The organism is Halalkalicoccus tibetensis (assembly GCF_037996645.1).
GTDB lineage: Archaea > Halobacteriota > Halobacteria > Halobacteriales > Halalkalicoccaceae > Halalkalicoccus > Halalkalicoccus tibetensis.
The window spans coordinates 701,560-720,385 of record NZ_JBBMXV010000001.1 but is presented as its reverse complement, the minus strand read 5'-3'; the positions used below and the strand labels follow the sequence as shown (position 1 = coordinate 720,385).

Genomic DNA, 18,826 nt, shown 5'->3' with positions numbered 1-18,826 from the left:
CGCATCTTTACTTTATATTCTGTATCCATGGTGGAAATATAACAAATATAAGTAACTCCAGTCCAGACTAAAAGATTATGTCCCAGTGCTTTCTGCTCGGTGCGGGTGCATCTGCTGGGTGCAAAAATAGTAACTCAGCAACACCACCAATGGGGGATTGGCTATTTGCCGATGGATGGAAATCAGGGTTGTTGAAAAAAGACGAGTTTACAGAATTGCTAGAGGAAGTGGAAAAAGAAGTTGGATCGCGACGGGGTATAGGGGATTCAAGACTGAACTCCGAAGTATTCTTAGAAAATCTGGATCAGAATTTTCGTCAGGAAGTCGAAAATGGGAATAACCGTGAATCAAATCGGCTGCAGAAAGCACTAAGCGAATCATATTACTATTTTTATGAATTGTTTAGGCAGTACGTGTCTCAATATACTCCAGGAGATGATAACTACACTTCTCTAGCAACTCATATCCTCGAATCTGACCAAGAGGCACGCGTAATATCATTAAACTATGACACAATGTTTGAGAAAGCTATCAAGCATGAACAGAGTGATTATCACTATGGTGGATTGGGAAGGAGATTCTACAGAGGTCCAAAGCATAAAGCCCGAAGTATATCAATATCAAAAGTCCACGGATCAATAAACTGATTGAATGATTTTTCAGGTATTCAAACTAATCCATATTCGGGTTCATTACGAGATAGAATCCAAGCCGTTCATAGCAATAAATCCCTTTCGAGCATGAAGTATATGGGGTTTGATGAACTAGAAGCCCGCGACTATAAAGATCTTGTTTTTGATCTGGATCATATGTATGAACCTGCAGTTATTCCACCTATCGGAGGGAAAAAGGACTACGAAAAGGTACGTGCTTATCCTCCTGTTTGGAGAGCAGCAAAATCCTATATAGACATTTCAACAGAGTTAATTGTAATCGGAAGTCGGATCAGCAGTCATGACAGTAGATTAATCAATGCTGTCAATGAAGGAGTAGAAGATGGAGATAAAATAAGAATCGTATCGGGAAGTGGTTCAGAGGAAATAAAAAGCAGATTAAAAGATGAAATAAATGAAGGGGAGATAGTGACGAACAATCTGAAATTCGGGGAATATATGCGGACTTTAGTTTAGAAGGAGTCGATCACCGGGATCCCTTCGGTGCCGTAGTCGCTCATCGCCGCCAGCTTCTCGGGCACGTCGTCGAGCGAGACGGTCCCGGAGACGACCGCGCCGGGATCGAGCTTGCCGGTCGCGACCATCCGGAAGATCTCGTCGTAGCGCGTGGGCTGCATCCCCAGCGAGCCGATGAACTCGATCTCGTTCATCACCATCAGGTCGGTCGGCAGCGAGACCTGCCCCCGCTCGTCGCTCGTGCTCAGCCCGATCTGGACGTGCTTGCCGCGGCGCCCGAGGCTCATCACCGAGTTGCGACACGTCTCGGCGATCCCCAGCGCGTCGACCGCGACGTTCGCCCCGCCGTCCATGATCGCCTTGACCTCCCGGGGAACGTCCTCGACCTCGCCCGCGTTCACGGTCTCGACCGCCCCCAGCCCCTCGGCCGTCGCGAGCTTCTCGTCGACCAGGTCGACCGCGATCACGTTCGCACCCAGGGCATCGGCGATGTGGACCGCTGAGAGGCCGACGCCGCCACAGCCGTGGACCGCGACCCAGTCGCCCGCACTGACGTTCGCCCGGTGGGCCAGCCCGTGAAAGGAGGTCATGAACCGACAGCCCAGTCCGGCCATGTCGGTCGCCGAGACCCCCTCGGGGAGCGAAACCGCGTTGTGGTCGGCCGCGGGCACGTGGACCTGCTCGGCGAACGCCCCCTGGGCCGACTCGACGAACCCCAGCGGCCGGACGTTCTCACAGATGTTCGAGCGGCCGTTCCGACACTGGTGGCAGCTACCGTCGCCGAGGTTGAACGGGACCGCGACGCGATCGCCCTCGCGAACCCACTCGACGTCCGCCCCGGCAGAGACGACGGTGCCGGCAGGTTCGTGGCCGAGGATCTGGCCCTCCTGGGGCTGGATCCCGAGCCAGTCCCAGTCGCCCTGCCAGCCGTGCCAGTCGCTTCGACAGATCCCGCAGGCCTCGACGTCGACGACCACCCCGTCGGGGTCGGGCTCGGGCGCGTCGACGGATTCGATCTCGAGCGGTTCGCCGTGGTCGTGGAGTACAGCGGCGCGCATCACTCCGACCACGGACTATTGAATGATTAATATACAGGATCGATCCCGTCCCGCCGTCCGTCGAGGACGGGAAAGCGCTCGTCGCGGCGGGTCTCGAGCCAGCGGAGCAGCCGCTCGGCCCAGCGGAGCTTGCGGGCCTTCATCGGCCCGACGGAGGGGTCGTCGAGGTCCCAGCCCGGGAACGCCAGCCGAGCCGCGCCGAAGTGGTCCGCGAGGAAGGCCCCGCGGTCGCCGTCGGTGAAGCCGCCGAAGTTCTTGACGGGGCCCTTCGGGGCGGCCTGCGTCGTCGGGAGGACGTTCTCGCCGGCGAGCCGGGGCATCCATCGCTCGATCAGCCCGACGTTGTCGCCGTGGGCGTGGACGGCCGCCGGAACCCCCCGCTCGGTCAATCCCCGGAGCGTCTCGGGGTTCTTGTCGACGTCCGTCACGAACAGGTCGGGGTCGATGCCCGCCTCCATGAGGACGTCCGCGGCGGTCGAGGCGGCGATCACGTAGTCGGCCTCGGCCGCGAGGTCGAGTTCGCCCGGAAGCGAGGGGCCCGCGCCCGCCACCGCGACGGTCGCGCCCTCGATCCCCGCGAGCCGATCCGTCTCGAAGGGCTCGGCGAGGTCGACGAGGACGTCGCGGGCGCGCTCGTCGCCGGTGCGGTCGAACCCGAGGTCGGCGAGGATCGCCCCGTAGACGGGCTCCCAGGTCGCGAAGTTCATGGCCGTGGCTCGTCGGTCGGCGTCGATAAAAACGGTTCCGTGAGCCGGAGTGGCCCGAGTACCCCTACCCGGGGGCCGTTCCGGCTTCCACCTGTCGGTTTTACCGCCTCCGGTATAAGCTTTCTCTTAGTTAATATCATGTAAAATCTTCGAGACTATCTCGCGGAGACGGTCCGTACCGTCGGGGATCGCCCGGTTCAGTGCCTCGAAGCCGCGAGGGGTGCCGAACAGTACCGCCGGATCCGTTCCGGCGAGGCGCACCCCCTCGGCGTCGGCGACCGCGGCGGCGAGCGGTTCGCGAGCCCCTCCCAGCCCGGCGAGACGGAACCAACGGGTGATCCCCGCGTCGGCGATCCCCGCACTCGCGCCGACGCGTTCGAGGTGGCGCGCGGCCTCCGCTCGGGTCGTCACGTCGAGTTCCTCGACCGTGGGATCGGTGCCGGTCCCGCGGACCCGATCGCGGGCGAACTCCCGGCCGATCAGGGCGGCGTCGCGGGTCTCGGCGACGTCGTGGGTTCGAAGGACGTGCGCGCCGCGCTCGACGGCCATCGCTGTCGCGGCCAGCGAGACGGGCAGCGCCTCGTCCGTCTCCCGCCCGGCGACCGCCCGCAGGAAGTTCTTGCGGTTGATCGAGACCAGCAGTGGGCGGCCGTAGGCTCGGAACTCCCGCAGCTTCCGAAACGTCTCGCGGTCGTCCGCGAGGGTCTTCTCCTCCGACCAGCCCCCGAAGGCGGGATCGAGGATCGTCTTCCCGGTGAAGCCGTTCATCGCGAGGGCCTCGTAGATCTCGTCGACCGATTCGACGGCGCCGGGGCGTTTCAGATCCGGCGGCGAGGCCATCTTGACGACGGCGGCGTCGTGATCGTCGCAAACGTCGGGCATCGCGGGGTCGGCGAAGCCACAGACGTCGTTGACCATGTCGAATCCCCGCGACAGGGCCGCGTCGGCGACCTCCGCGTAGCGCGTCTCGATCGAGAAGACCGCCTCCCCGGAAACCGATTCGATGGCCTCGACGGCGGTGTCGAGCCGGTCGAGCTCCTCCTCGGCCGAGAGCACGTCGAGGCGCTTGTTCGCCGATTCGAGGCCGACGTCGACGATGTCCGCTCCCTCGTCGATCAGGTCGCGATCGACGTACGCGGCCGCCTCGCCGGGATCGGCGAAGACGCTCGGGTCGTAGGGCGACTCCTCGCTGACGTTCAACACGCCCATGATCCGCGAGGGGTGGTCGTCGCCGATCCCCAGCCCGGCCGCGTCGACGGTTCGCATGGGCGGGGGTTGGGACGACGGGCAGATAGGCGGTCCGGTTCGCGGTGGAGCGATCCACGCGGTTTTTACCGACCGCGCCGATAGCCCCGGTATGGGCAAGGTGAGCATCGGGCTTCGCGGCTGGCGGTTCGACGAGCGGGAGGTGTTCGACTCCGAGGGGGAGTTCAAACCCCTCGAGGAGATCCCCGACGAGACGCGCCTGCGCCTCGAACGCCTCGAGCTGCTGGTCACCTCGCCGTGTCAGGCCTGCTGGCTGATCCACGGCGACGCGAACCTCGAGGAGTGCAACGTCGCGGAGGCGGTCTACGGCGAGCCCCGCTCGGAGGTGCTGCTCTGTGACGAGCACGAGCCGGACTTCCTCTACTGGTTCCAGGAGGACGGCGGCCGTGAGTACATGGGCGAGGACGAGCTGAAGGACGCCTTCCACGAGTGGTTCGCCGACGACGGGCGCGCGCCGGGCAACTACGAGGGGATCGAGCACGTCGAGACCGACCCGGAGGACGTCCCCGAACCCAGCGAGATCGACTTCGAGGAGATGCAGGTCGAGGCGCCCGAGGACGACGAGAAGATCGACCTGCGTGACTTCGACATCTCCCAGGAGTACCCCTCCTCGTGAGTTCGGTGGTCGTCGTCGGGGCCGAAACCCCCGGAAACGTCGGCACGATCGCTCGCGCGATGAAGAACTTCGGCTTCTCCGAACTGTTGCTTGTCGACCCACCCGAACTCGATCCCGACGGCGAGGCGTACGGCTTCGCCGGCCAGGCCCGCGAGGACGTCCTGCCGAACGCCGAGACGGTGAGCTTCGAGGAGGTCGTCGAGGGGTTCCACACCGTGGGCTTCACCGCGACGACCAACGAGGACGCCCGCAAACACGTCCGCTTTCCCTTCCGCACGCCGGAGGAGCTCGCCGAGGACCTCTCGGGAGTCGAAGCCGACGTCGCGCTCGTCTTCGGGCGCGAGCGCGTCGGGCTCACCAACGAGGAGCTCGCCCGACTCGATCAGATCTGTGCGATCCCCGCGAGCGCCGACTACCCCGTTCTCAACCTCGGACAGGCCGCGACGGTGGCGCTCTACGAGCTCCGGGGGCTGGCGATGGGCGACTCGCAGCTGCCCGACGTGGAGCACGAACGCGCCGACGAGCCCGAGATCGAGCGCTTCTACGACCGGTTCGACGAGACGCTACGAGCGGTGGGATATCCCGAGGGCAAGCGCCCGAAGACGATGCGGCTGGTCCGGCGGCTCGTGGGTCGGGCCCACCCGACCGACAGGGAGATAACGACGTTGCACGGGGTTCTGCGGGCGATCGAGCGCGCGACGCGGGAGCGATAACGGGTGGCTCGACAGCTCACGCGGTCGAGACCCACAGCCAGGCGGTCTGGAGGCAGACCCAGATCGCCAGCCAGAAGACGACGAACAGGCCGACGAGCGCGGTCGCGCCGAGGCTCCCCGCCCCCGTCACTGCGAAGGAGACCGGGGCCAGCAGGACGACCGCGACGAGCGCGATCGCGAGCCCGAGGGCCGCGAAGACGTAGTCCCTGACGGGCGTCTCGTCGCCCGTCGCGCTCGTACGGGAGGCGGTCGGTCTCCCGGTTCCCCTCGAGGCCGGCGGAGGCGTGACCATCCCTTACACCCTATCCATAATTGTAGTTCAATATGTATAAGTGTTACCACGTGACGATGTATCGAGTCATAGGGAACAGCGGTGTGGTTCGACCGACTCGTGGGACGGCCCATCCGAGTAGCTGGGTGGTCACGACGGTACGTGGGCTACTACGGGCGATCGAGGGCGCGACCCGGAAGCGCCGAGCCGTTCGGGAACGAGCCGCTAGTCGTCGGTTCTCCCGTTCCGGATCGGCTGGAGGCTCCCGTAGGTGAGGGTGCGCCAGAGCCATTCCAGCGGTCCGAACCGGAAGTGCCGTAGCCAGAGGGCCGATAGCGGGACCTGTATCGCCCAGATCGCGACGACGACGCCGAGCGCCCCGACTCGGCTCACTCCTCCGAACAGGCCGAGGCCGTGCCCGTAGAAGACCGACGTGGCGAGTACTGTCTGGAGGACGTAGTTGCTGAAGGCCGTCCGGCCGACGGCGGCCAGTGCCCGCGTCGCGACCCCGTCGGGGCGCCACCGACAGTACAGCATGACCAGCCCGATGTACGCGCCGGCCAGGGGGAAGCTCGCCCAGTAGTTGAACTGCCGCCAGAACAGCGCCACCCCGGCGGCCCAATCGTTGGCCTGGACGTACCAGACGCCGACGAGCGACAGGGCGATCCCGCTTGCCGCCCCGCCGACGACCAGCCAGCGGTAGAACCGCGACGATCGGTCGTTCGTCAGCAGGCCCCACTTGAACAGCGCCATCCCGAGCAGCATGGAGCCGCCCACCCGCCAGGCGCTGTAGCCGAGCAGCCCCGACGTCTGGCGCTCGAGGGCCGTCGGGACCCGGTGGTCCATCTGTTCGAGCCAGCCGCCACGGTAGGCCTCGATCTCGGCCCGGAGGGCCGCCCCCGAGGGCTGCCAGCTGCTCGCGATGGCGGCCGGGTCGACGGTGAGCCCCGAGGCGACCTCGGTGATCGAGGGGAACGCCAGCAGCACGATCCCGAGGGACGCGAGCGCCCGCGGTGGGCGATCGCGAAGGAAGACGACGCCCAGCGCGCAGACGCCGTACGCGACGAGGATGTCGCCGTACCACAGCAGGTAGGCGTGCGCCAGGCCGAACGCGACGAGCCACCCGGATCGGCGGAAGTGCAGTTCGAGGGCGGGGCCTCCCTTCGACTCGACGCTCCGGGCGAACAGGACGACCCCGCCGCCGAACAGCAGGGTGAACAGCGTGATGAACTTCCCCTCGACGAGGACGTGGCCCGCGAACCAGACCCAGTAGTTCGCCCCGGTCAGGTCGCCGTAGGCCGTCGGGTTGGTCAGGACCACTTCGGGCATCGAGAACGCCCGGACGTTGATCACCAGAATCCCGAGCAGTGCGAACCCGCGAAGCGCGTCGAGGCCGACGATGCGATCCGACGCCGGCGTCGGGCCGTCCTCGGCGTCAGTCATCGCGCGTGCGGTCGGACCGGCGTCCGTTCGCGCCGGCGCGGGTCGACCGTCGGAGGGGGGCTCACGCTCGCTGCTGGATCTCCTCGCGCAGCGCGGCGCTGACGGCCTCGCCGTCGGCCTTCCCGCCCAGGGCGCCCATCGCCTCGCCCATCAGCCCCGAGAAAGCGGCCATCCCCTCCTCCTCGACCTGCTCGGCGTTTCGTTCGACGACCTCGCGGACGGCCGCGCGGACCTCGTCCTCGGAGGCCCCGCCCAGCCCCTCGCGTTCGAGGGCCTCCTCGGCTGTCAGCTCGGGGGAGTCGGCGATCGCCGCGAGCAGGTCGCCGACGCTGCCCTTCGGGAGGTCGCCGTCGCGCGCGAGCGCGAGCGTCCCGGCGACCTGGTCCTCGGAGAGGTTCCCGACGGGGACGTCGTCGCGGCGCAACTCGGTCAGGGTGGATTCGAGCGTGCCGGCGGCGAGCGTGGGATCGACCCCCTCGCTCACGACGTGTTCGAACAGCGGCATTCGTCGGCCGTAGGCGACCTGTTCGGCGAGCCCGGCGTCGAGGCCGTGTTCTTCCTGATAGCGTTCGACCTTCTCGGTGAGGAGCTCGGGCGTCTCGACCTCGCTCGGGTCGGGATCCACCGGAGGAACGTCCGTCTCGGGGTACATCCGCGCGGCGCCCGGCAGGGGACGGAGGTATCGCGAGGTGCCGTCCTCGTTGGCGCCGCGGGTCTCCTCGGGGACGCCCTCGATGGCCGTTTCGGCCCGCGCCGCGACGGCCCCGATCGCGCTTTCGGCGGTGTCCGCGTCGTCGGCGACGATGGCGACCGCGTCCTCGGGGCCGGCCCCCACCGCCTCGCGCAGCGCCTCGACCTCCGCCTCCGTGACGCCGTAGGCGGGCAGTTCGTCGGTGTGGAAGACCCCGCCCGCGCCGTGGCGCTTCGCGTGATCGGAGAGCTCGGTACCCAGGCGCCGATCGGGCTGGAGCTCGCGGCCGACCAGCCCGTCGAAGCCGTACAGCGGGACCGCCATCACCGAGCCGCCGTCCGAGAGGGCGCCGGCGATGACCCCGCTGTCGGTGTCGGCGAAGAGTTCGCTCACGTCCGCGGGATCGCCGACCGCCGCGTCGCGCGATTCGAGCTCCGCGGCAATCTCCAGCAGCTCGACCTGCCGGCCGACCTCCCCGCGCACGAGGTCGTCGATGTCGTCGAGGCTCTGGACGCCCTTCATCTCGACGCGGGCGCCCTCCGCGATCGAGACGTTGACGTCCTGGCGGATGGTGCCGAGGCCCCGCTTTACCGTCCCCGTCGAGCGAAGCAGCATGCCGATCCGTTCTGCGGCCTCCAGGGCCTGCTCGGGCGAGGAGATGTCGGGGCTGGTGCCGATCTCCACGAGGGGGATCCCCAGCCGGTCGAGGCTCCAGCGCACTCCGTTATCGGTCTCCTCGATCCGCTGGGCGCTTTCTTCCTCCAAGAGGAGGTCCTCGATCCCAACGGGGCCCTCGCTCGTCTCGATCGCGCCGTTCGTGGCGATCAGCGACGAACGCTGGAACCCCGAGGTGTTCGAGCCGTCGACGACGATCTTGCGCATGACGTGGGCCCGGTCGACGGGCTCGGCGTCGAGCAGCCCCGCGATCTCCAGGGCGACCGAGAGCGCCTCCTCGTCCATCCGGTGGGGCGGCTCGTCGTCGGCCTCGACGAGGCAGGTCGTGTCGTAGGCCAGATACTCGAACTCGCGGTCGACCCGGCTCTCCTCGAGGGCTGCCTCGTCGATCTCGCCGAGCTCGCTCTTCGTCGGGTGCAGGTAGCGCGTGAACGTATGCGAGGACGCCTCGGGCTCGCGTCGCTCGGTCGGACAGGCACAGAAGAGCTTCGTCTCCGTATCGAGCTGCTGGTGGATCTCGAGGCCGGCGACGAGCCCCAGCGCCTCGTAGTCGTAGTCGTCGGCGGTCATTGTGCCGACGTGGGGAGCCGAGGGGTAAAAAACCGTCCAGTCGGCGGTGGCCCCGACGAGGCCCGCCCTCGTCCCAGTCCCGGCTCGACGGGCACTGGGGTTTTGTATCGAGTCACCGTGCGAACACGTATGGACTCATCGCTCTCGCTCGAGGAGATCATCGCCGACGGGTTCGTCATCGGCACGATCCTGCTGTGTTGGTGGGCGGTCGCCCTGGTGGTGGCGCTCCCGTCGGTCGCGCTCGAGGGTTCGGTCCTCACCGACGCGCTTCGGTGGCTCGCCGTCCTGCTCATGGTCACCGGGATCGGCAACGCGCTGGTCTACGCGATCGCGCGCGGGATCGTCCTCTCGGAGGACGCACGGTTCGAGTAGCGGGCGGACCAAATCAGAAACAGGGGGCTACTGGGTCCGCGTCGTGATCCGTACGTCGTCGACCCGGAGGATGTCCTCGGTGAGTCCCTCGCCCTCGCAGTCGTCGTTGGGGCAGGCGTAGTGCCAGCCGTCGCGGGTGGCCCGGCGCTCGGCGAAGCGGTCCCCACAGGCCTGGCAAAACAGCTGACCCTCCGCACACGTGTCGCGGTGAAGCGACAGCGCGAGCTCGGTCCGGAAGGTCCGCTTGCAGTTACGACACGTGTACATATCAGATGCTACTCACACGTCAGACATAGCTGTACTGGTTTCTATCCGCTCGTTGAGGCGTGTGAACGGTGAACGCGATTCCCGTTCCCGAACGTTACTCCTGGCCGAGAATTCCGCGGTGGGTCATCAGCTCGGGGTCGAGCACCTCGTCGACCTCGCCCTCCTCGAGGTAGCCCTTCTCGACGACGACCTCCCGGACCGTCTTGTCCTCCTTCAGGGCCGTCTTGGCGGCGTCGCTGGCCTTGTCGTAACCGATGTGTGGGTTGAGCGCGGTCGCGAGCGCCATCGACTGCTCGACCTGCTCCTCGCAGTGTTCGGCGTTGGCCTCGAGCTTGGCGACGAAGCGCTCGCCGAAGGTCTCGGCGGCGTTGGCGAGCATCCCGGCCGACTCGAGGAAGTTGTGCGCGAGCACGGGTTTATAGAGGTTCAGGTCGATCTCGCCGCGACCCCCGCCGGCGGAGACGGCCGCGTCGTTGCCGACGACCTGCTTGTGGACCTGGTTGACCGACTCCGCGACGACGGGATTGATCTTCCCGGGCATGATCGAGGAGCCGGGCTGGTTCTCGGGCTGTTCGAGCTCGCCAAGTCCGTTTCGCGGGCCGGAGGCCAGCAGGCGCATGTCGTTCGCCATCTTGTTCATCGAGCCCGCCACCACGCGCAGCGCGCCGTGGGCCTCGACCATCGCGTCGTGGGCGGCCTGGGCCTCGAAGTGGTTGTCGGCCTCGACGAAGTCGACCCCCGTCTCCTCGCTGATGTACTCCGCCGCGCGCTCGGGGAACTCCTCGTGGGTGTTCAGCCCCGTCCCGACCGCGGTGCCGCCCAGCGCGAGCTCCGCGAGATGTGCCCGGGTCGCCTTCACGCGGACCCGTCCTTTCTCGATCTGGGTCCGGTAGCCGCCGAACTCCTGGCCGAGGGTGACGGGCGTGGCGTCCTGCAGGTGGGTGCGGCCGGTCTTGACGACGTTCGAGAACTCCTCCTCCTTCGTTTCGAGCTCGTCCTCGAGGAGCTCGAGGGCGGGCAGGACGTCCTTCTCGACGGCCTCCAGGCTCGCGACGTGCATCGCCGTCGGGATCACGTCGTTCGACGACTGGCCGTAGTTGACGTGGTCGTTGGGATGGACGTCCCGCGAGCCGATCTCGCCCCCCTGGATCTCGGTTGCGCGGTTCGCGATCACCTCGTTGGCGTTCATGTTCGAGGAGGTGCCCGAGCCCGTCTGGAAGACGTCGACCGGGAACTGGTCGTCGTGCTCGCCCGCGATGACCTCGTCTGCGGCCTCGATGATCGCTTCCGCGGTGTCCTCCTCGACCAGCTCGAGGTCGCGGTTGGCCTGTGCGGCGGCCTTCTTGACGATCCCGAGCGCGCGGACGAACCGCCGACCGAACGTGATCCCGCTGATCGGGAAGTTCTCCACCGCGCGCTGGGTCTGTGCGCCCCAGTAGGCCTCGGCGGGGACCTCCATCTCGCCCAGACTGTCCTCCTCGATCCGAACGTCCTCGCTCATACCCGGGACCTCACGGCCCGCGGGGTAAAACCTACTGGAACCGGCGGGCCGACGCGACCCCGCCGATTCCGAACGTGATTCCCCGGGACGGACCCCTCAGTACGCCATGTCAGTATGTATCATATCAGAGTGGTAGGGCGGAAATCACCCGAAGGGATGTATGTAACAGATATAGATTTACGTTGTTATTCGACTATGAAAAAACCTCGAAACTGTTAAGTGTCCTGACCGAACAGATACGGTCGTACTTACAGTACTAACCATGAATGATGATCAATCACGGACGATCTCGCGCCGGACCTATCTACGAGCGAGCGGGGCGGCGAGTGCGGCGGCGGTAGCCGGGTTGGCCGGCTGTATGGGCGGCGACGGCGACGGGAACGGCGAGGGCGAGCTCGAGATCGCCCACTGGTGGACCGCCGGTGGCGAGGAGGACGCCATCGAGGCGCTGATCGAGGGGTTCGAGGAGGAGTACCCCGACTACGAGGTCGACAACAACCCCACGCCCGGCGGTGCGGGCAGCGCGCTCGAGGCCGACGTCCGCAACCGCGTGATCGACGGCAACCCGCCGAGCACCTTTCAGATCTGGCCGGGTGAGGCGCTGACGCTGTACACCGAGGAGGACCTGCTCGAGGACGTCGGCGACATCTGGGACGACGAGATGCAGGAGGCCTACCTCGACGGACCCCGGGAGCTCTCCCAGGACGACGAGGGGACCTTCGTCGCGGTGCCGATCAACATCCACCGTCTCAACAACCTCTTTTACAACGTCGAGGTCGTCGAGGACGCGGGTATCGACCCCGAGGAGATCGAGGACCCCGAGGCGCTGGTCGAGGCCCTCGCGGCCGTCGAGGACGCGGGCTCGGTCGGGATGATCCACCAGACTCAGGAGCCGTGGTCGACGCTGCAGCTCTGGGAGAACGCGCTGCTGGGCCTCGATCCCGACGCCTACCAGACGACGATCGACGGCGACCCCGAGAGCGTCGAGGACGAGGTCATGGAGTCGCTCGAACTCACCGCCGAATACGCCGCGTACTTCAACGACGACGCCAGTTCCGTCGCATGGGACGAGGCGAACAACCGGATCATCAACGGCGAGGCGGCGTTCCTCCACCAGGGTGACTGGGCGGCCGGCCAGTACGAGGCCAGCGAGGACTTCGAGTACGGCGAGGACTGGGACTACATCCCGTTCCCCGGCACCGAGGGGCTCTACCAGACGGTGATGGACGCGTTCGTGATGCCGACGGAGAACCCCTCGCCCGAGGCGACCGAGGCCTTCCTCGCCTACGCGGGCACGACCGACGCCCAGGCCCGGTTCAACGTCGAGAAGGGATCGATCCCGCCCCGTACCGACGTCGACATGGGCGAGTTCACCGAGTTCCTCCAAGCCCAGATGGAGGACTTCGAGGAGAGCGAGGACCAACCCCCACAGATCGCCCACGGGCTCGCACTCCCCCCGGACCAGCACAGCGACATGGAGGGCGTGTTCGCCAACTTCAACGAGAGCTTCGACGCCGATCAGGCGTACGACGGGATCGTCTCCGTCTTCGAGTAATCGGACGTGATTCGCGACACGTTACGCCGGCTACGGCGTCGACGAGGCGACGGATCCACCGAGGAAGCGGTCCGAACCGACGGCGGGACCGAGACCGGCCGCCGCTTCAGCATCGGGTCGGACTCGATCGACAACGAGCTACTGGAGTCGCTACCGTTCTGGCTGCCCGCGGCGCTGCTCGTCGGGCTGTTCGTCTACGGGGCGATCGGCTGGAACTTCCTGATCTCGCTGACCGACTGGTCCGGGCTCGGCCAGCCCGACTACTCGAGCCTCTCGCTCGAGATGTATCGGATCATGCTCGAGGACGCGAACTTCATCGCGGCGACCCGCAACACGTTCGTTCTGCTGATCGTCTTCACGGCGGTCGCGCTCGTGTTGGGGCTGCTGATGGCGATCCTCGTCGATCAGGGGATCCGCTTCGAGAACACGTTCCGGACGATCTACCTGCTGCCGTTCAGCCTCTCCTTTGTCGTGACGGCGATCTTCTGGTCGTGGATGTACAACGTCTCCTCGGGCGGGATCAACGTCACGCTGCAGGCGCTCGGGCTCGACTTCCTGGCGATGAACTGGCTCGGGGATCCCAGGTTCCGCCTCGCGGCGATCATCTTCGCGCTGATGTGGCAGTTCAGCGGCTACTGCCTGATCGTCTATCTGGCGGGGCTGCGGTCGATCCCCGACGAGCACTACGAGGCCGCGAAGGTCGACGGCGCGAGCACGGTCCGGATGTACTGGCGGGTGATCGTCCCGCAGCTCCGGGCGGCGACGATGAGCGCGGCGGTCGTGCTCATGGTGTTCGCGCTCAAGGCGTTCGACTTCATCTACGTGATGTTCGGCACGAACCCCGGTCGGTCGGCGGACATCCTCGCGGTGATGATGTACCGACAGGCGTTCTCGGCGACCAACTGGGCGTACGGCTCGGCGATCGCCATCGTGCTGTTCGCGATGGCGCTCGGCGTGATCGCACCCTACATCTACATGCAGTACAGACGAGGTGAGCTATGAGCGGCGGAGGATCGAACGAGGAGGGGTTCCTCGAAGGGCTCACGCCCAGACGGGTCGGACTCTACGCGGTCCTGCTGGCCATGGTCGGGTTCTACCTCGCTCCCCTAGAGAGCGGGCTGATGACCTCGATCAAGTCCACCCAGGCGTTCGCAAGCACGACACCCTTCGCGCCGCCGGGGCCCGAGGGCTTCACGATCGAGCCGTGGCTGGCGGCCTGGGAGTCGCTGCAGGGCTCGCTGTTCAACCTGCGTGGCTCGCTCGTCAACAGCCTGTTCTTCGCGCTGCCGGCGACGCTGCTGTCGGCGACGCTGGGCAGCCTCGCGGCCTACGGGCTGACGAAGGTGAGCTGGCGCGGCCAGATCTTCGTCTTCGCACTGCTGATCGCGGGCGTGTTCATCCCCTACCAGGCGGTGCTCGTCCCGCTGCGACAGTTCTGGTCGTTCGTCGACGTCGCGTCGCTGCTGACGGGCGTCCCGGTGCTCGAACCGCGAAGCGACCTGATCGAGCTGACGATCACCCACACCGCCTACGGGATCCCGATCTGTACGGTGCTGTTCCGGTCGTACTACCAGACGATCGACGACGACATGCTGGAGGCCGCGCGCCTCGACGGCGCGTCGGTCGCGCGCATCTACCGGCGGATCATCCTCCCGCTCTCGGTGCCGATGTTCGCGGTGACGCTGATCTACCAGTTCACGCAGGTCTGGAACGACCTGCTGTTCGCGCTGGTGATCGTCCAGTCGTCGGAGTTCTTCGTCGTCACCCAAGAGCTAAACGCCCTGCAGGGCGCACTGGTACAGGAGTACAACATACAGATGGCCGGCGCGTTCATCGCGGCGCTTCCGACACTGATCGTCTACGTCATGTTCGGAAAGCAGTTCGCGGAGGGCGTCGCAGGAGAAGGAGCATGAACACACGACACACCACCATGGAGGGAGCATGGCCGAACTGATCCTCGACGGGGTCACGAAGTACTTCGACGACGACGGCGAGCGGATCGTCGCCGTCGACGACGCCTCGATCGACATCGCCGACGGCGAGTTCCTCGTCCTGGTCGGCCCGTCGGGCTGTGGGAAATCCACGACCCTGCGGATGGTCGCCGGCCTCGAGACGATCTCGGAGGGCGAGATCAGCCTCGGCGGTCGACGAATAAACGACCAGAAGCCCCAGCAACGGGACATCGCGATGGTGTTCCAGAGCTACGCGCTCTATCCCCACATGACCGTCCGGGAGAACATGCGCTTCGGGCTCGAGGAGTCGACCGACCTCTCGGACGAGGAGATGGACAGCAGGGTCGAGGAATCGACGTCGATGATGGGGATCCACGACCTGCTGGATCGCTACCCCCGGGAGCTCTCGGGCGGCCAGCAACAGCGCGTCGCGCTGGGGCGGGCGATCGTCCGCGATCCAGCCGTCTTCCTGATGGACGAACCCCTCTCGAACCTCGACGCGAAGCTGCGCTCCTCGATGCGCACGGAACTGCAGCGCATCCAGGAGGAGCTGGGCGTGACGACCGTCTACGTCACGCACGACCAGACCGAGGCGATGACGATGGGCGACCGGATCGCGATCCTCGACGGCGGCGTGCTCCAGCAGGTCGCCACGCCGCTCGAGTGTTACCACCGCCCGCGAAACCAGTTCGTCGCGAGCTTCATCGGCGAGCCGTCGATGAACTTCTTCGACGTGCGACGCGAGGGCGATCGGCTCGTCGCCGAGGACTTCGAGTACCCGCTGTCGGCGGAGATCGCCGGGAAGCTCGAGGCCGAGGCGCTGACCCTCGGGGTCCGCCCGGAGGACATCGAACTGGTCGAGGGCGAGGCGGGCGATCACGACTACGCCGCGGAGGTGCTCGTCGTCGAGCCGATGGGTAACGAGAACAGCGTTCACCTCCGGATCGGCGAGACCCGCTTCATCGCCACCGTCGGCGGGATGCGCCAGGTCGCCCAGGGCGAGGCGGTCACCGTCCGGCTGCCCGAGGACGCGATCCACCTCTTCGACCGCGAGACCGGCGAGGCGCTACACAACCGCCGGCTCGAGGAGGAGCTCGCGGAGCCGCCGGTCTGACTACTGTTTCTCGTACTCCTCGGGCGTGTAGGTCTTCAGTTCGAGGGCGTGGATGTCGGTCGTCATGTGGTCGCCGAGCGCGTCGTAGACCAGCTGGTGTTGCTGAACCAGCGGTTTGCCCTCGAACGCCGGCGAGACGACGACCGCGGCGAGGTGGTCCTCGTCGTCGACGCCCCGTGGCTGGGTGACGGTCGCCTCCGCGTCCTCGATATCCGATTCGATCAGTTCGGCGACGTCGTCGGTGTCCATACCACCGACTGCGTCCCGGAGGGGGAAAACGGTTTTCGAGTCCTCAGGTCCACTGGTCGAGCCCGGTCTGGGTCACCGACTCCTCGATGCGCTCGAAGCCGCGGGCGACCTCGTCGGCCGGGATCTCCCAGTCCTCGACGACGAACGTGCGGGCGGCCTCGATGTCGGGCGAGAGGGCTGTGTCGAAGCCGTAGTCGTCGGTCACGTCGGGATCGAGGAACAGCTCGCGAACCGACTCGACGTCGTCGATCGCGGCGTTCCGGGCGTCGAGGACGCTCATGAGATCGCCGTGCTCGTGGATCGCTTTTACTGCTGTTTTCGGCCCCAGCCCGTGGACGCCCTCGTTGAAGTCGGTCCCACAGAGGATGCCGACGTCGACCAGCTGCTCGTAGGTCAGCTCGTGGGCCGCGAGGGTGGCCTCGAGGTCCATCCGCTCGGAGTCGCCCTTGCTGGTGATCTGGCGCAGCGTCAGCGGCGCGCCAAACAGCAGCGCGTCGTAGTCCTCGGTGCCTGCGTAGTCGACGTCGCCCGCTTTGGCCATGTGGGCGGCCTGGGCCTCGCCCTCGGCAGGCGCCTCGATGTAGGGGACGTCGAGCAACTCGAGTAGCTCACGAGTCGTTTGCTGGATCGTCTCGGTCAGGCTCTGTGTACGGGCTTCGAGGCGGGCGGCCTCGACCCTGTCGCCGCGCTCGCGGGCGGCCCGCGCCTCGGCCTCGGCGCGTTCCTTGGCTGCCCGGCGATCGTCGATTTCGGCCTCTTTGAGGTCGGTGACGACGCCGTCGAAGACGAAGACGGGGACGATGTCGTGCTCGAAGAACTTCGGCAGACCCTGGACGACCCCCACGAGGTTCGCGACCTCGGTGCCGTCGGCGGTGGTGTAGACGCCGTCGGCGGTCCACTTGACGGTCGTCGTCAGGTAGCGATAGAGCCAGTTGTGGGCGTCGATCGCGACGACGGCCCCCGAAATCTCCTCGAAGGGGACCTCCTCGATCGCCGCGAGCTCCCGGAGTGCTGCGTTTCCCATCGGCGAGGGTAGGGAGGGAGACGGTTTCAAGCTACGGATGGGCGGGTCCATTCGAAACCCTTACTCCCCGTCCGGAGGTGGTGGAGAGTATGAGCGACCAGTCCGTCCCCGACGAGGAGGTCCGCCATGTCGCGGAGCTCGCGCGGATCGGCCTCGACGACGAGGAGGTCGAGGAGTTCTCCGAGCAGTTCAGCGAGATCCTCTCGGCGTTCGAGACTCTCGACGAGGTGCCCGAGGCCGAACGCGATGGGGACCTCGAGAACGTGATGCGCGCCGACGAGGTCCGCGAGGGCCTCTCCCAGGAGGAGGCGCTGCGGAACGCCCCCGACTCCGAGGACGGCTACTTCAAGGGACCGAGCGTCTCATGAGCGGGGACTCGATCTTCATCACGAAGGAACGAATCGCAGGCGACCGGGAGGGACCCCTCGCTGGTGAGCGGGTCGCCGTCAAGGACAACATCAGCACCGAGGGCGTGCGCACCACCTGCGGGTCGGCGATGCTCTCGGAGTACGTCCCGCCGTACGACGCGACGGTCGTCGAGCGCCTGAAGGACGCCGGCGCGGAGATCGTCGGCAAGGCGAACATGGACGAGTTCGGGATGGGCTCGACCACCGAGACCTCCCATTTCGGCTCGACCGAGAACCCCGCGGCCGAGGGCCACGTGCCCGGCGGCTCCTCCGGGGGCTCCGCGGCGGCGGTCGCCGCCGGCGAGGCCGACCTCGCGCTCGGAACAGACACCGGGGGCTCGATCCGCAACCCGGCGGCGTTCTGCGGCGTGGTCGGGATCAAACCCACCTACGGGCTGGTCTCGCGATACGGGCTGGTCGCCTACGCCAACTCGCTCGAACAGATCGGACCGCTCGCGCCCACCGTCGAGGGCGCCGCCCGGCTGCTCGATGCCATCGCGGGCCCCGACGAGCGTGACGCGACCACTCGCCGAGAGGGTGCGGAAACTGACTACGCGGGCGCCGTCGACGGCGACGTCGACGGGCTCTCGATCGGGATCCCGACCGAGCTCGTCGAGGGTGCCCACGACGGCGTCCGGGAGCGTTTCTGGGACGCGATCGACGAGCTCGAATCGCGGGGCGCGAGCTCCCACGAGGTGAGCCTGCCCTCGATCGAGCACGCCGTCGCCGCCTACTACGTGATCGCGATGTCCGAGGCCTCCTCGAACCTCGCGCGCTACGACGGGGTCCGGTACGGGCCCGACACGGACTCGGAGGGCAACTGGAACGAGAGCTTCGCGGACGTGCGCGATCGGGGCTTCGGCGACGAGGTCAAACGGCGGATCCTGCTCGGGACCTACGCGCTGTCGGCGGGCTACCACGAGAAGTACTACGGGAAGGCCCAACAGGCCCGCGCGTGGGTCGAGCAGGACTTCGAGGAGGCGTTCGAGGAGGCCGACGTGCTCGCGAGCCCGACGATGCCGGTCCCCCCCTTCGAGCTGGGCGAGAGCCTCGACGACCCGCTACAGATGTACCTCTCGGACGCGAATACCGTCCCTGTCAACCTCGCGAACCTGCCGGCGATCTCGGTGCCCGCGGGGACGACCGACGGCCTGCCTGTCGGCTTCCAGCTGATCGGGCCGAAATTCGGCGAGAAGCGGATCGTCCGCGCGGCGAGCGCGCTCGAGGGCTGAGACGAGACGCGGG

At 66.4% G+C, this 18,826-nt stretch carries 21 protein-coding genes; 11 read left to right on the top strand and 10 right to left on the bottom strand.

Annotated features, from left to right (window positions below; genetic code table 11):
• The first annotated feature begins 77 nt into the window (after positions 1-77).
• Together WOA58_RS04010 and WOA58_RS04005 are read left to right on the top strand one after the other, a co-directional pair.
• Positions 78-647 (top strand): hypothetical protein, encoded by a 570-nt coding sequence (locus WOA58_RS04010; protein WP_340602870.1) that lies wholly within the window; start codon positions 78-80, stop codon positions 645-647.
• A 102-nt stretch (positions 648-749) separates the two neighbouring features.
• Complete coding sequence (locus WOA58_RS04005) at positions 750-1,130, top strand: hypothetical protein (RefSeq protein ID WP_340602869.1); 381 nt, start codon at positions 750-752, stop codon at positions 1,128-1,130.
• On the opposite strand, the gene WOA58_RS04000 is transcribed toward WOA58_RS04005, so the two are convergent.
• From WOA58_RS04000 to folP, 3 genes are all read right to left on the bottom strand, one after another.
• Positions 1,127-2,188 (bottom strand): zinc-dependent alcohol dehydrogenase family protein, encoded by a 1,062-nt coding sequence (locus WOA58_RS04000; RefSeq protein ID WP_340602868.1) that lies wholly within the window; start codon positions 2,186-2,188, stop codon positions 1,127-1,129. The genes WOA58_RS04005 and WOA58_RS04000 overlap by 4 nt on opposite strands.
• Positions 2,189-2,214: 26 nt before the next feature.
• Positions 2,215-2,895 carry a 6-hydroxymethylpterin diphosphokinase MptE-like protein gene (locus WOA58_RS03995; protein ID WP_340602867.1) on the bottom strand — a complete coding sequence of 227 codons (681 nt, stop codon included), beginning with the start codon at positions 2,893-2,895 and terminating at the stop codon, positions 2,215-2,217.
• 126 nt (positions 2,896-3,021) lie between these two features.
• Positions 3,022-4,161, bottom strand: coding sequence for a dihydropteroate synthase (gene folP / locus WOA58_RS03990; RefSeq protein ID WP_340602866.1), 1,140 nt, complete (start codon positions 4,159-4,161; stop codon positions 3,022-3,024).
• Positions 4,162-4,252: 91 nt separating this feature from the next.
• On the opposite strand from folP, the gene WOA58_RS03985 reads away from it, so the two are divergent.
• Both WOA58_RS03985 and WOA58_RS03980 read left to right on the top strand, forming a co-directional pair.
• Positions 4,253-4,777, top strand: coding sequence for a hypothetical protein (locus WOA58_RS03985; protein WP_340602865.1), 525 nt, complete (start codon positions 4,253-4,255; stop codon positions 4,775-4,777).
• Entirely contained in the window at positions 4,774-5,490 is a 717-nt protein-coding gene (locus WOA58_RS03980) for an RNA methyltransferase (RefSeq protein WP_340602864.1), read from the top strand. Before WOA58_RS03985 ends, WOA58_RS03980 begins: the two co-directional genes overlap by 4 nt.
• 16 nt (positions 5,491-5,506) lie before the next feature.
• On the opposite strand, the gene WOA58_RS03975 is transcribed toward WOA58_RS03980, so the two are convergent.
• The 3 genes from WOA58_RS03975 to gatE all read right to left on the bottom strand — a co-directional run bounded on the left by WOA58_RS03975 (position 5,507) and on the right by gatE (position 9,140).
• Positions 5,507-5,782: a hypothetical protein gene (locus tag WOA58_RS03975; RefSeq protein WP_340602863.1), complete on the bottom strand. Its 276-nt coding sequence runs from the start codon at positions 5,780-5,782 to the stop codon at positions 5,507-5,509.
• Between the two features lie 204 nt (positions 5,783-5,986).
• Positions 5,987-7,204 (bottom strand): DUF418 domain-containing protein, encoded by a 1,218-nt coding sequence (locus WOA58_RS03970; protein WP_340602862.1) that lies wholly within the window; start codon positions 7,202-7,204, stop codon positions 5,987-5,989.
• A 61-nt stretch (positions 7,205-7,265) separates the two neighbouring features.
• Positions 7,266-9,140: a Glu-tRNA(Gln) amidotransferase subunit GatE gene (gene gatE, locus WOA58_RS03965; RefSeq protein WP_340602861.1), complete on the bottom strand. Its 1,875-nt coding sequence runs from the start codon at positions 9,138-9,140 to the stop codon at positions 7,266-7,268.
• Between the two features lie 129 nt (positions 9,141-9,269).
• Here gatE and WOA58_RS03960 point away from each other — a divergent pair, with 129 nt between their 5' ends.
• A complete protein-coding gene (locus tag WOA58_RS03960; RefSeq protein WP_340602860.1) occupies positions 9,270-9,512 on the top strand; it encodes a hypothetical protein in 243 nt (80 codons plus the stop codon).
• Positions 9,513-9,539: 27 nt separating this feature from the next.
• On the opposite strand, the gene WOA58_RS03955 is transcribed toward WOA58_RS03960, so the two are convergent.
• Positions 9,540-9,779 (bottom strand): HVO_2901 family zinc finger protein, encoded by a 240-nt coding sequence (locus WOA58_RS03955; RefSeq protein ID WP_340602859.1) that lies wholly within the window; start codon positions 9,777-9,779, stop codon positions 9,540-9,542.
• Positions 9,780-9,873: 94 nt separating this feature from the next.
• Positions 9,874-11,280 carry a class II fumarate hydratase gene (locus WOA58_RS03950; protein WP_340602858.1) on the bottom strand — a complete coding sequence of 469 codons (1,407 nt, stop codon included), beginning with the start codon at positions 11,278-11,280 and terminating at the stop codon, positions 9,874-9,876.
• 262 nt (positions 11,281-11,542) lie between these two features.
• Here WOA58_RS03950 and WOA58_RS03945 point away from each other — a divergent pair, with 262 nt between their 5' ends.
• From WOA58_RS03945 to WOA58_RS03930, 4 genes are read left to right on the top strand one after another with little or no spacing between them, the layout of a single operon-like run.
• Positions 11,543-12,835 carry an ABC transporter substrate-binding protein gene (locus tag WOA58_RS03945; RefSeq protein WP_340602857.1) on the top strand — a complete coding sequence of 431 codons (1,293 nt, stop codon included), beginning with the start codon at positions 11,543-11,545 and terminating at the stop codon, positions 12,833-12,835.
• 6 nt (positions 12,836-12,841) lie between these two features.
• A complete protein-coding gene (locus tag WOA58_RS03940) occupies positions 12,842-13,837 on the top strand; it encodes a carbohydrate ABC transporter permease (protein WP_390220387.1) in 996 nt (331 codons plus the stop codon).
• Positions 13,834-14,748, top strand: coding sequence for a carbohydrate ABC transporter permease (locus tag WOA58_RS03935; RefSeq protein ID WP_340602856.1), 915 nt, complete (start codon positions 13,834-13,836; stop codon positions 14,746-14,748). Before WOA58_RS03940 ends, WOA58_RS03935 begins: the two co-directional genes overlap by 4 nt.
• Before the next feature lie 28 nt (positions 14,749-14,776).
• Complete coding sequence (locus tag WOA58_RS03930; protein WP_340602855.1) at positions 14,777-15,901, top strand: ABC transporter ATP-binding protein; 1,125 nt, start codon at positions 14,777-14,779, stop codon at positions 15,899-15,901.
• Here WOA58_RS03930 and WOA58_RS03925 read toward each other — a convergent pair whose 3' ends face one another.
• Together WOA58_RS03925 and fen are read right to left on the bottom strand one after the other, a co-directional pair.
• Positions 15,902-16,150 carry a BolA family protein gene (locus tag WOA58_RS03925; protein ID WP_340602854.1) on the bottom strand — a complete coding sequence of 83 codons (249 nt, stop codon included), beginning with the start codon at positions 16,148-16,150 and terminating at the stop codon, positions 15,902-15,904.
• A 43-nt stretch (positions 16,151-16,193) separates the two neighbouring features.
• Positions 16,194-17,174 (bottom strand): flap endonuclease-1, encoded by a 981-nt coding sequence (fen, locus tag WOA58_RS03920; RefSeq protein WP_340602853.1) that lies wholly within the window; start codon positions 17,172-17,174, stop codon positions 16,194-16,196.
• A gap of 89 nt (positions 17,175-17,263) precedes the next feature.
• On the opposite strand from fen, the gene gatC reads away from it, so the two are divergent.
• The gene (gene gatC / locus WOA58_RS03915) at positions 17,264-17,542 is read left to right on the top strand and encodes an Asp-tRNA(Asn)/Glu-tRNA(Gln) amidotransferase subunit GatC (protein WP_340602852.1); all 279 of its coding nucleotides are present in this window, start codon (positions 17,264-17,266) and stop codon (positions 17,540-17,542) included.
• On the top strand, positions 17,539-18,813 hold the full coding sequence (gene gatA / locus WOA58_RS03910) for an Asp-tRNA(Asn)/Glu-tRNA(Gln) amidotransferase subunit GatA (RefSeq protein WP_340602851.1): 1,275 nt from the start codon (positions 17,539-17,541) through the stop codon (positions 18,811-18,813). Before gatC ends, gatA begins: the two co-directional genes overlap by 4 nt.
• Positions 18,814-18,826 lie beyond the last annotated feature (13 nt).

Coding starts and splice junctions, on each gene's coding strand:
- WOA58_RS04010 (WP_340602870.1), top strand. CDS start 78: ATGTCCCAGTGCTTTCTGCTCGGTGCGGGTGCATCTGCTGGGTGCAAA.
- WOA58_RS04005 (WP_340602869.1), top strand. CDS start 750: ATGGGGTTTGATGAACTAGAAGCCCGCGACTATAAAGATCTTGTTTTT.
- WOA58_RS04000 (WP_340602868.1), bottom strand. CDS start 2,188: ATGCGCGCCGCTGTACTCCACGACCACGGCGAACCGCTCGAGATCGAA.
- WOA58_RS03995 (WP_340602867.1), bottom strand. CDS start 2,895: ATGAACTTCGCGACCTGGGAGCCCGTCTACGGGGCGATCCTCGCCGAC.
- folP (WP_340602866.1), bottom strand. CDS start 4,161: ATGCGAACCGTCGACGCGGCCGGGCTGGGGATCGGCGACGACCACCCC.
- WOA58_RS03985 (WP_340602865.1), top strand. CDS start 4,253: ATGGGCAAGGTGAGCATCGGGCTTCGCGGCTGGCGGTTCGACGAGCGG.
- WOA58_RS03975 (WP_340602863.1), bottom strand. CDS start 5,782: ATGGTCACGCCTCCGCCGGCCTCGAGGGGAACCGGGAGACCGACCGCC.
- WOA58_RS03970 (WP_340602862.1), bottom strand. CDS start 7,204: ATGACTGACGCCGAGGACGGCCCGACGCCGGCGTCGGATCGCATCGTC.
- gatE (WP_340602861.1), bottom strand. CDS start 9,140: ATGACCGCCGACGACTACGACTACGAGGCGCTGGGGCTCGTCGCCGGC.
- WOA58_RS03960 (WP_340602860.1), top strand. CDS start 9,270: ATGGACTCATCGCTCTCGCTCGAGGAGATCATCGCCGACGGGTTCGTC.
- WOA58_RS03955 (WP_340602859.1), bottom strand. CDS start 9,779: ATGTACACGTGTCGTAACTGCAAGCGGACCTTCCGGACCGAGCTCGCG.
- WOA58_RS03950 (WP_340602858.1), bottom strand. CDS start 11,280: ATGAGCGAGGACGTTCGGATCGAGGAGGACAGTCTGGGCGAGATGGAG.
- WOA58_RS03945 (WP_340602857.1), top strand. CDS start 11,543: ATGAATGATGATCAATCACGGACGATCTCGCGCCGGACCTATCTACGA.
- WOA58_RS03935 (WP_340602856.1), top strand. CDS start 13,834: ATGAGCGGCGGAGGATCGAACGAGGAGGGGTTCCTCGAAGGGCTCACG.
- WOA58_RS03930 (WP_340602855.1), top strand. CDS start 14,777: ATGGCCGAACTGATCCTCGACGGGGTCACGAAGTACTTCGACGACGAC.
- WOA58_RS03925 (WP_340602854.1), bottom strand. CDS start 16,150: ATGGACACCGACGACGTCGCCGAACTGATCGAATCGGATATCGAGGAC.
- fen (WP_340602853.1), bottom strand. CDS start 17,174: ATGGGAAACGCAGCACTCCGGGAGCTCGCGGCGATCGAGGAGGTCCCC.
- gatC (WP_340602852.1), top strand. CDS start 17,264: ATGAGCGACCAGTCCGTCCCCGACGAGGAGGTCCGCCATGTCGCGGAG.
- gatA (WP_340602851.1), top strand. CDS start 17,539: ATGAGCGGGGACTCGATCTTCATCACGAAGGAACGAATCGCAGGCGAC.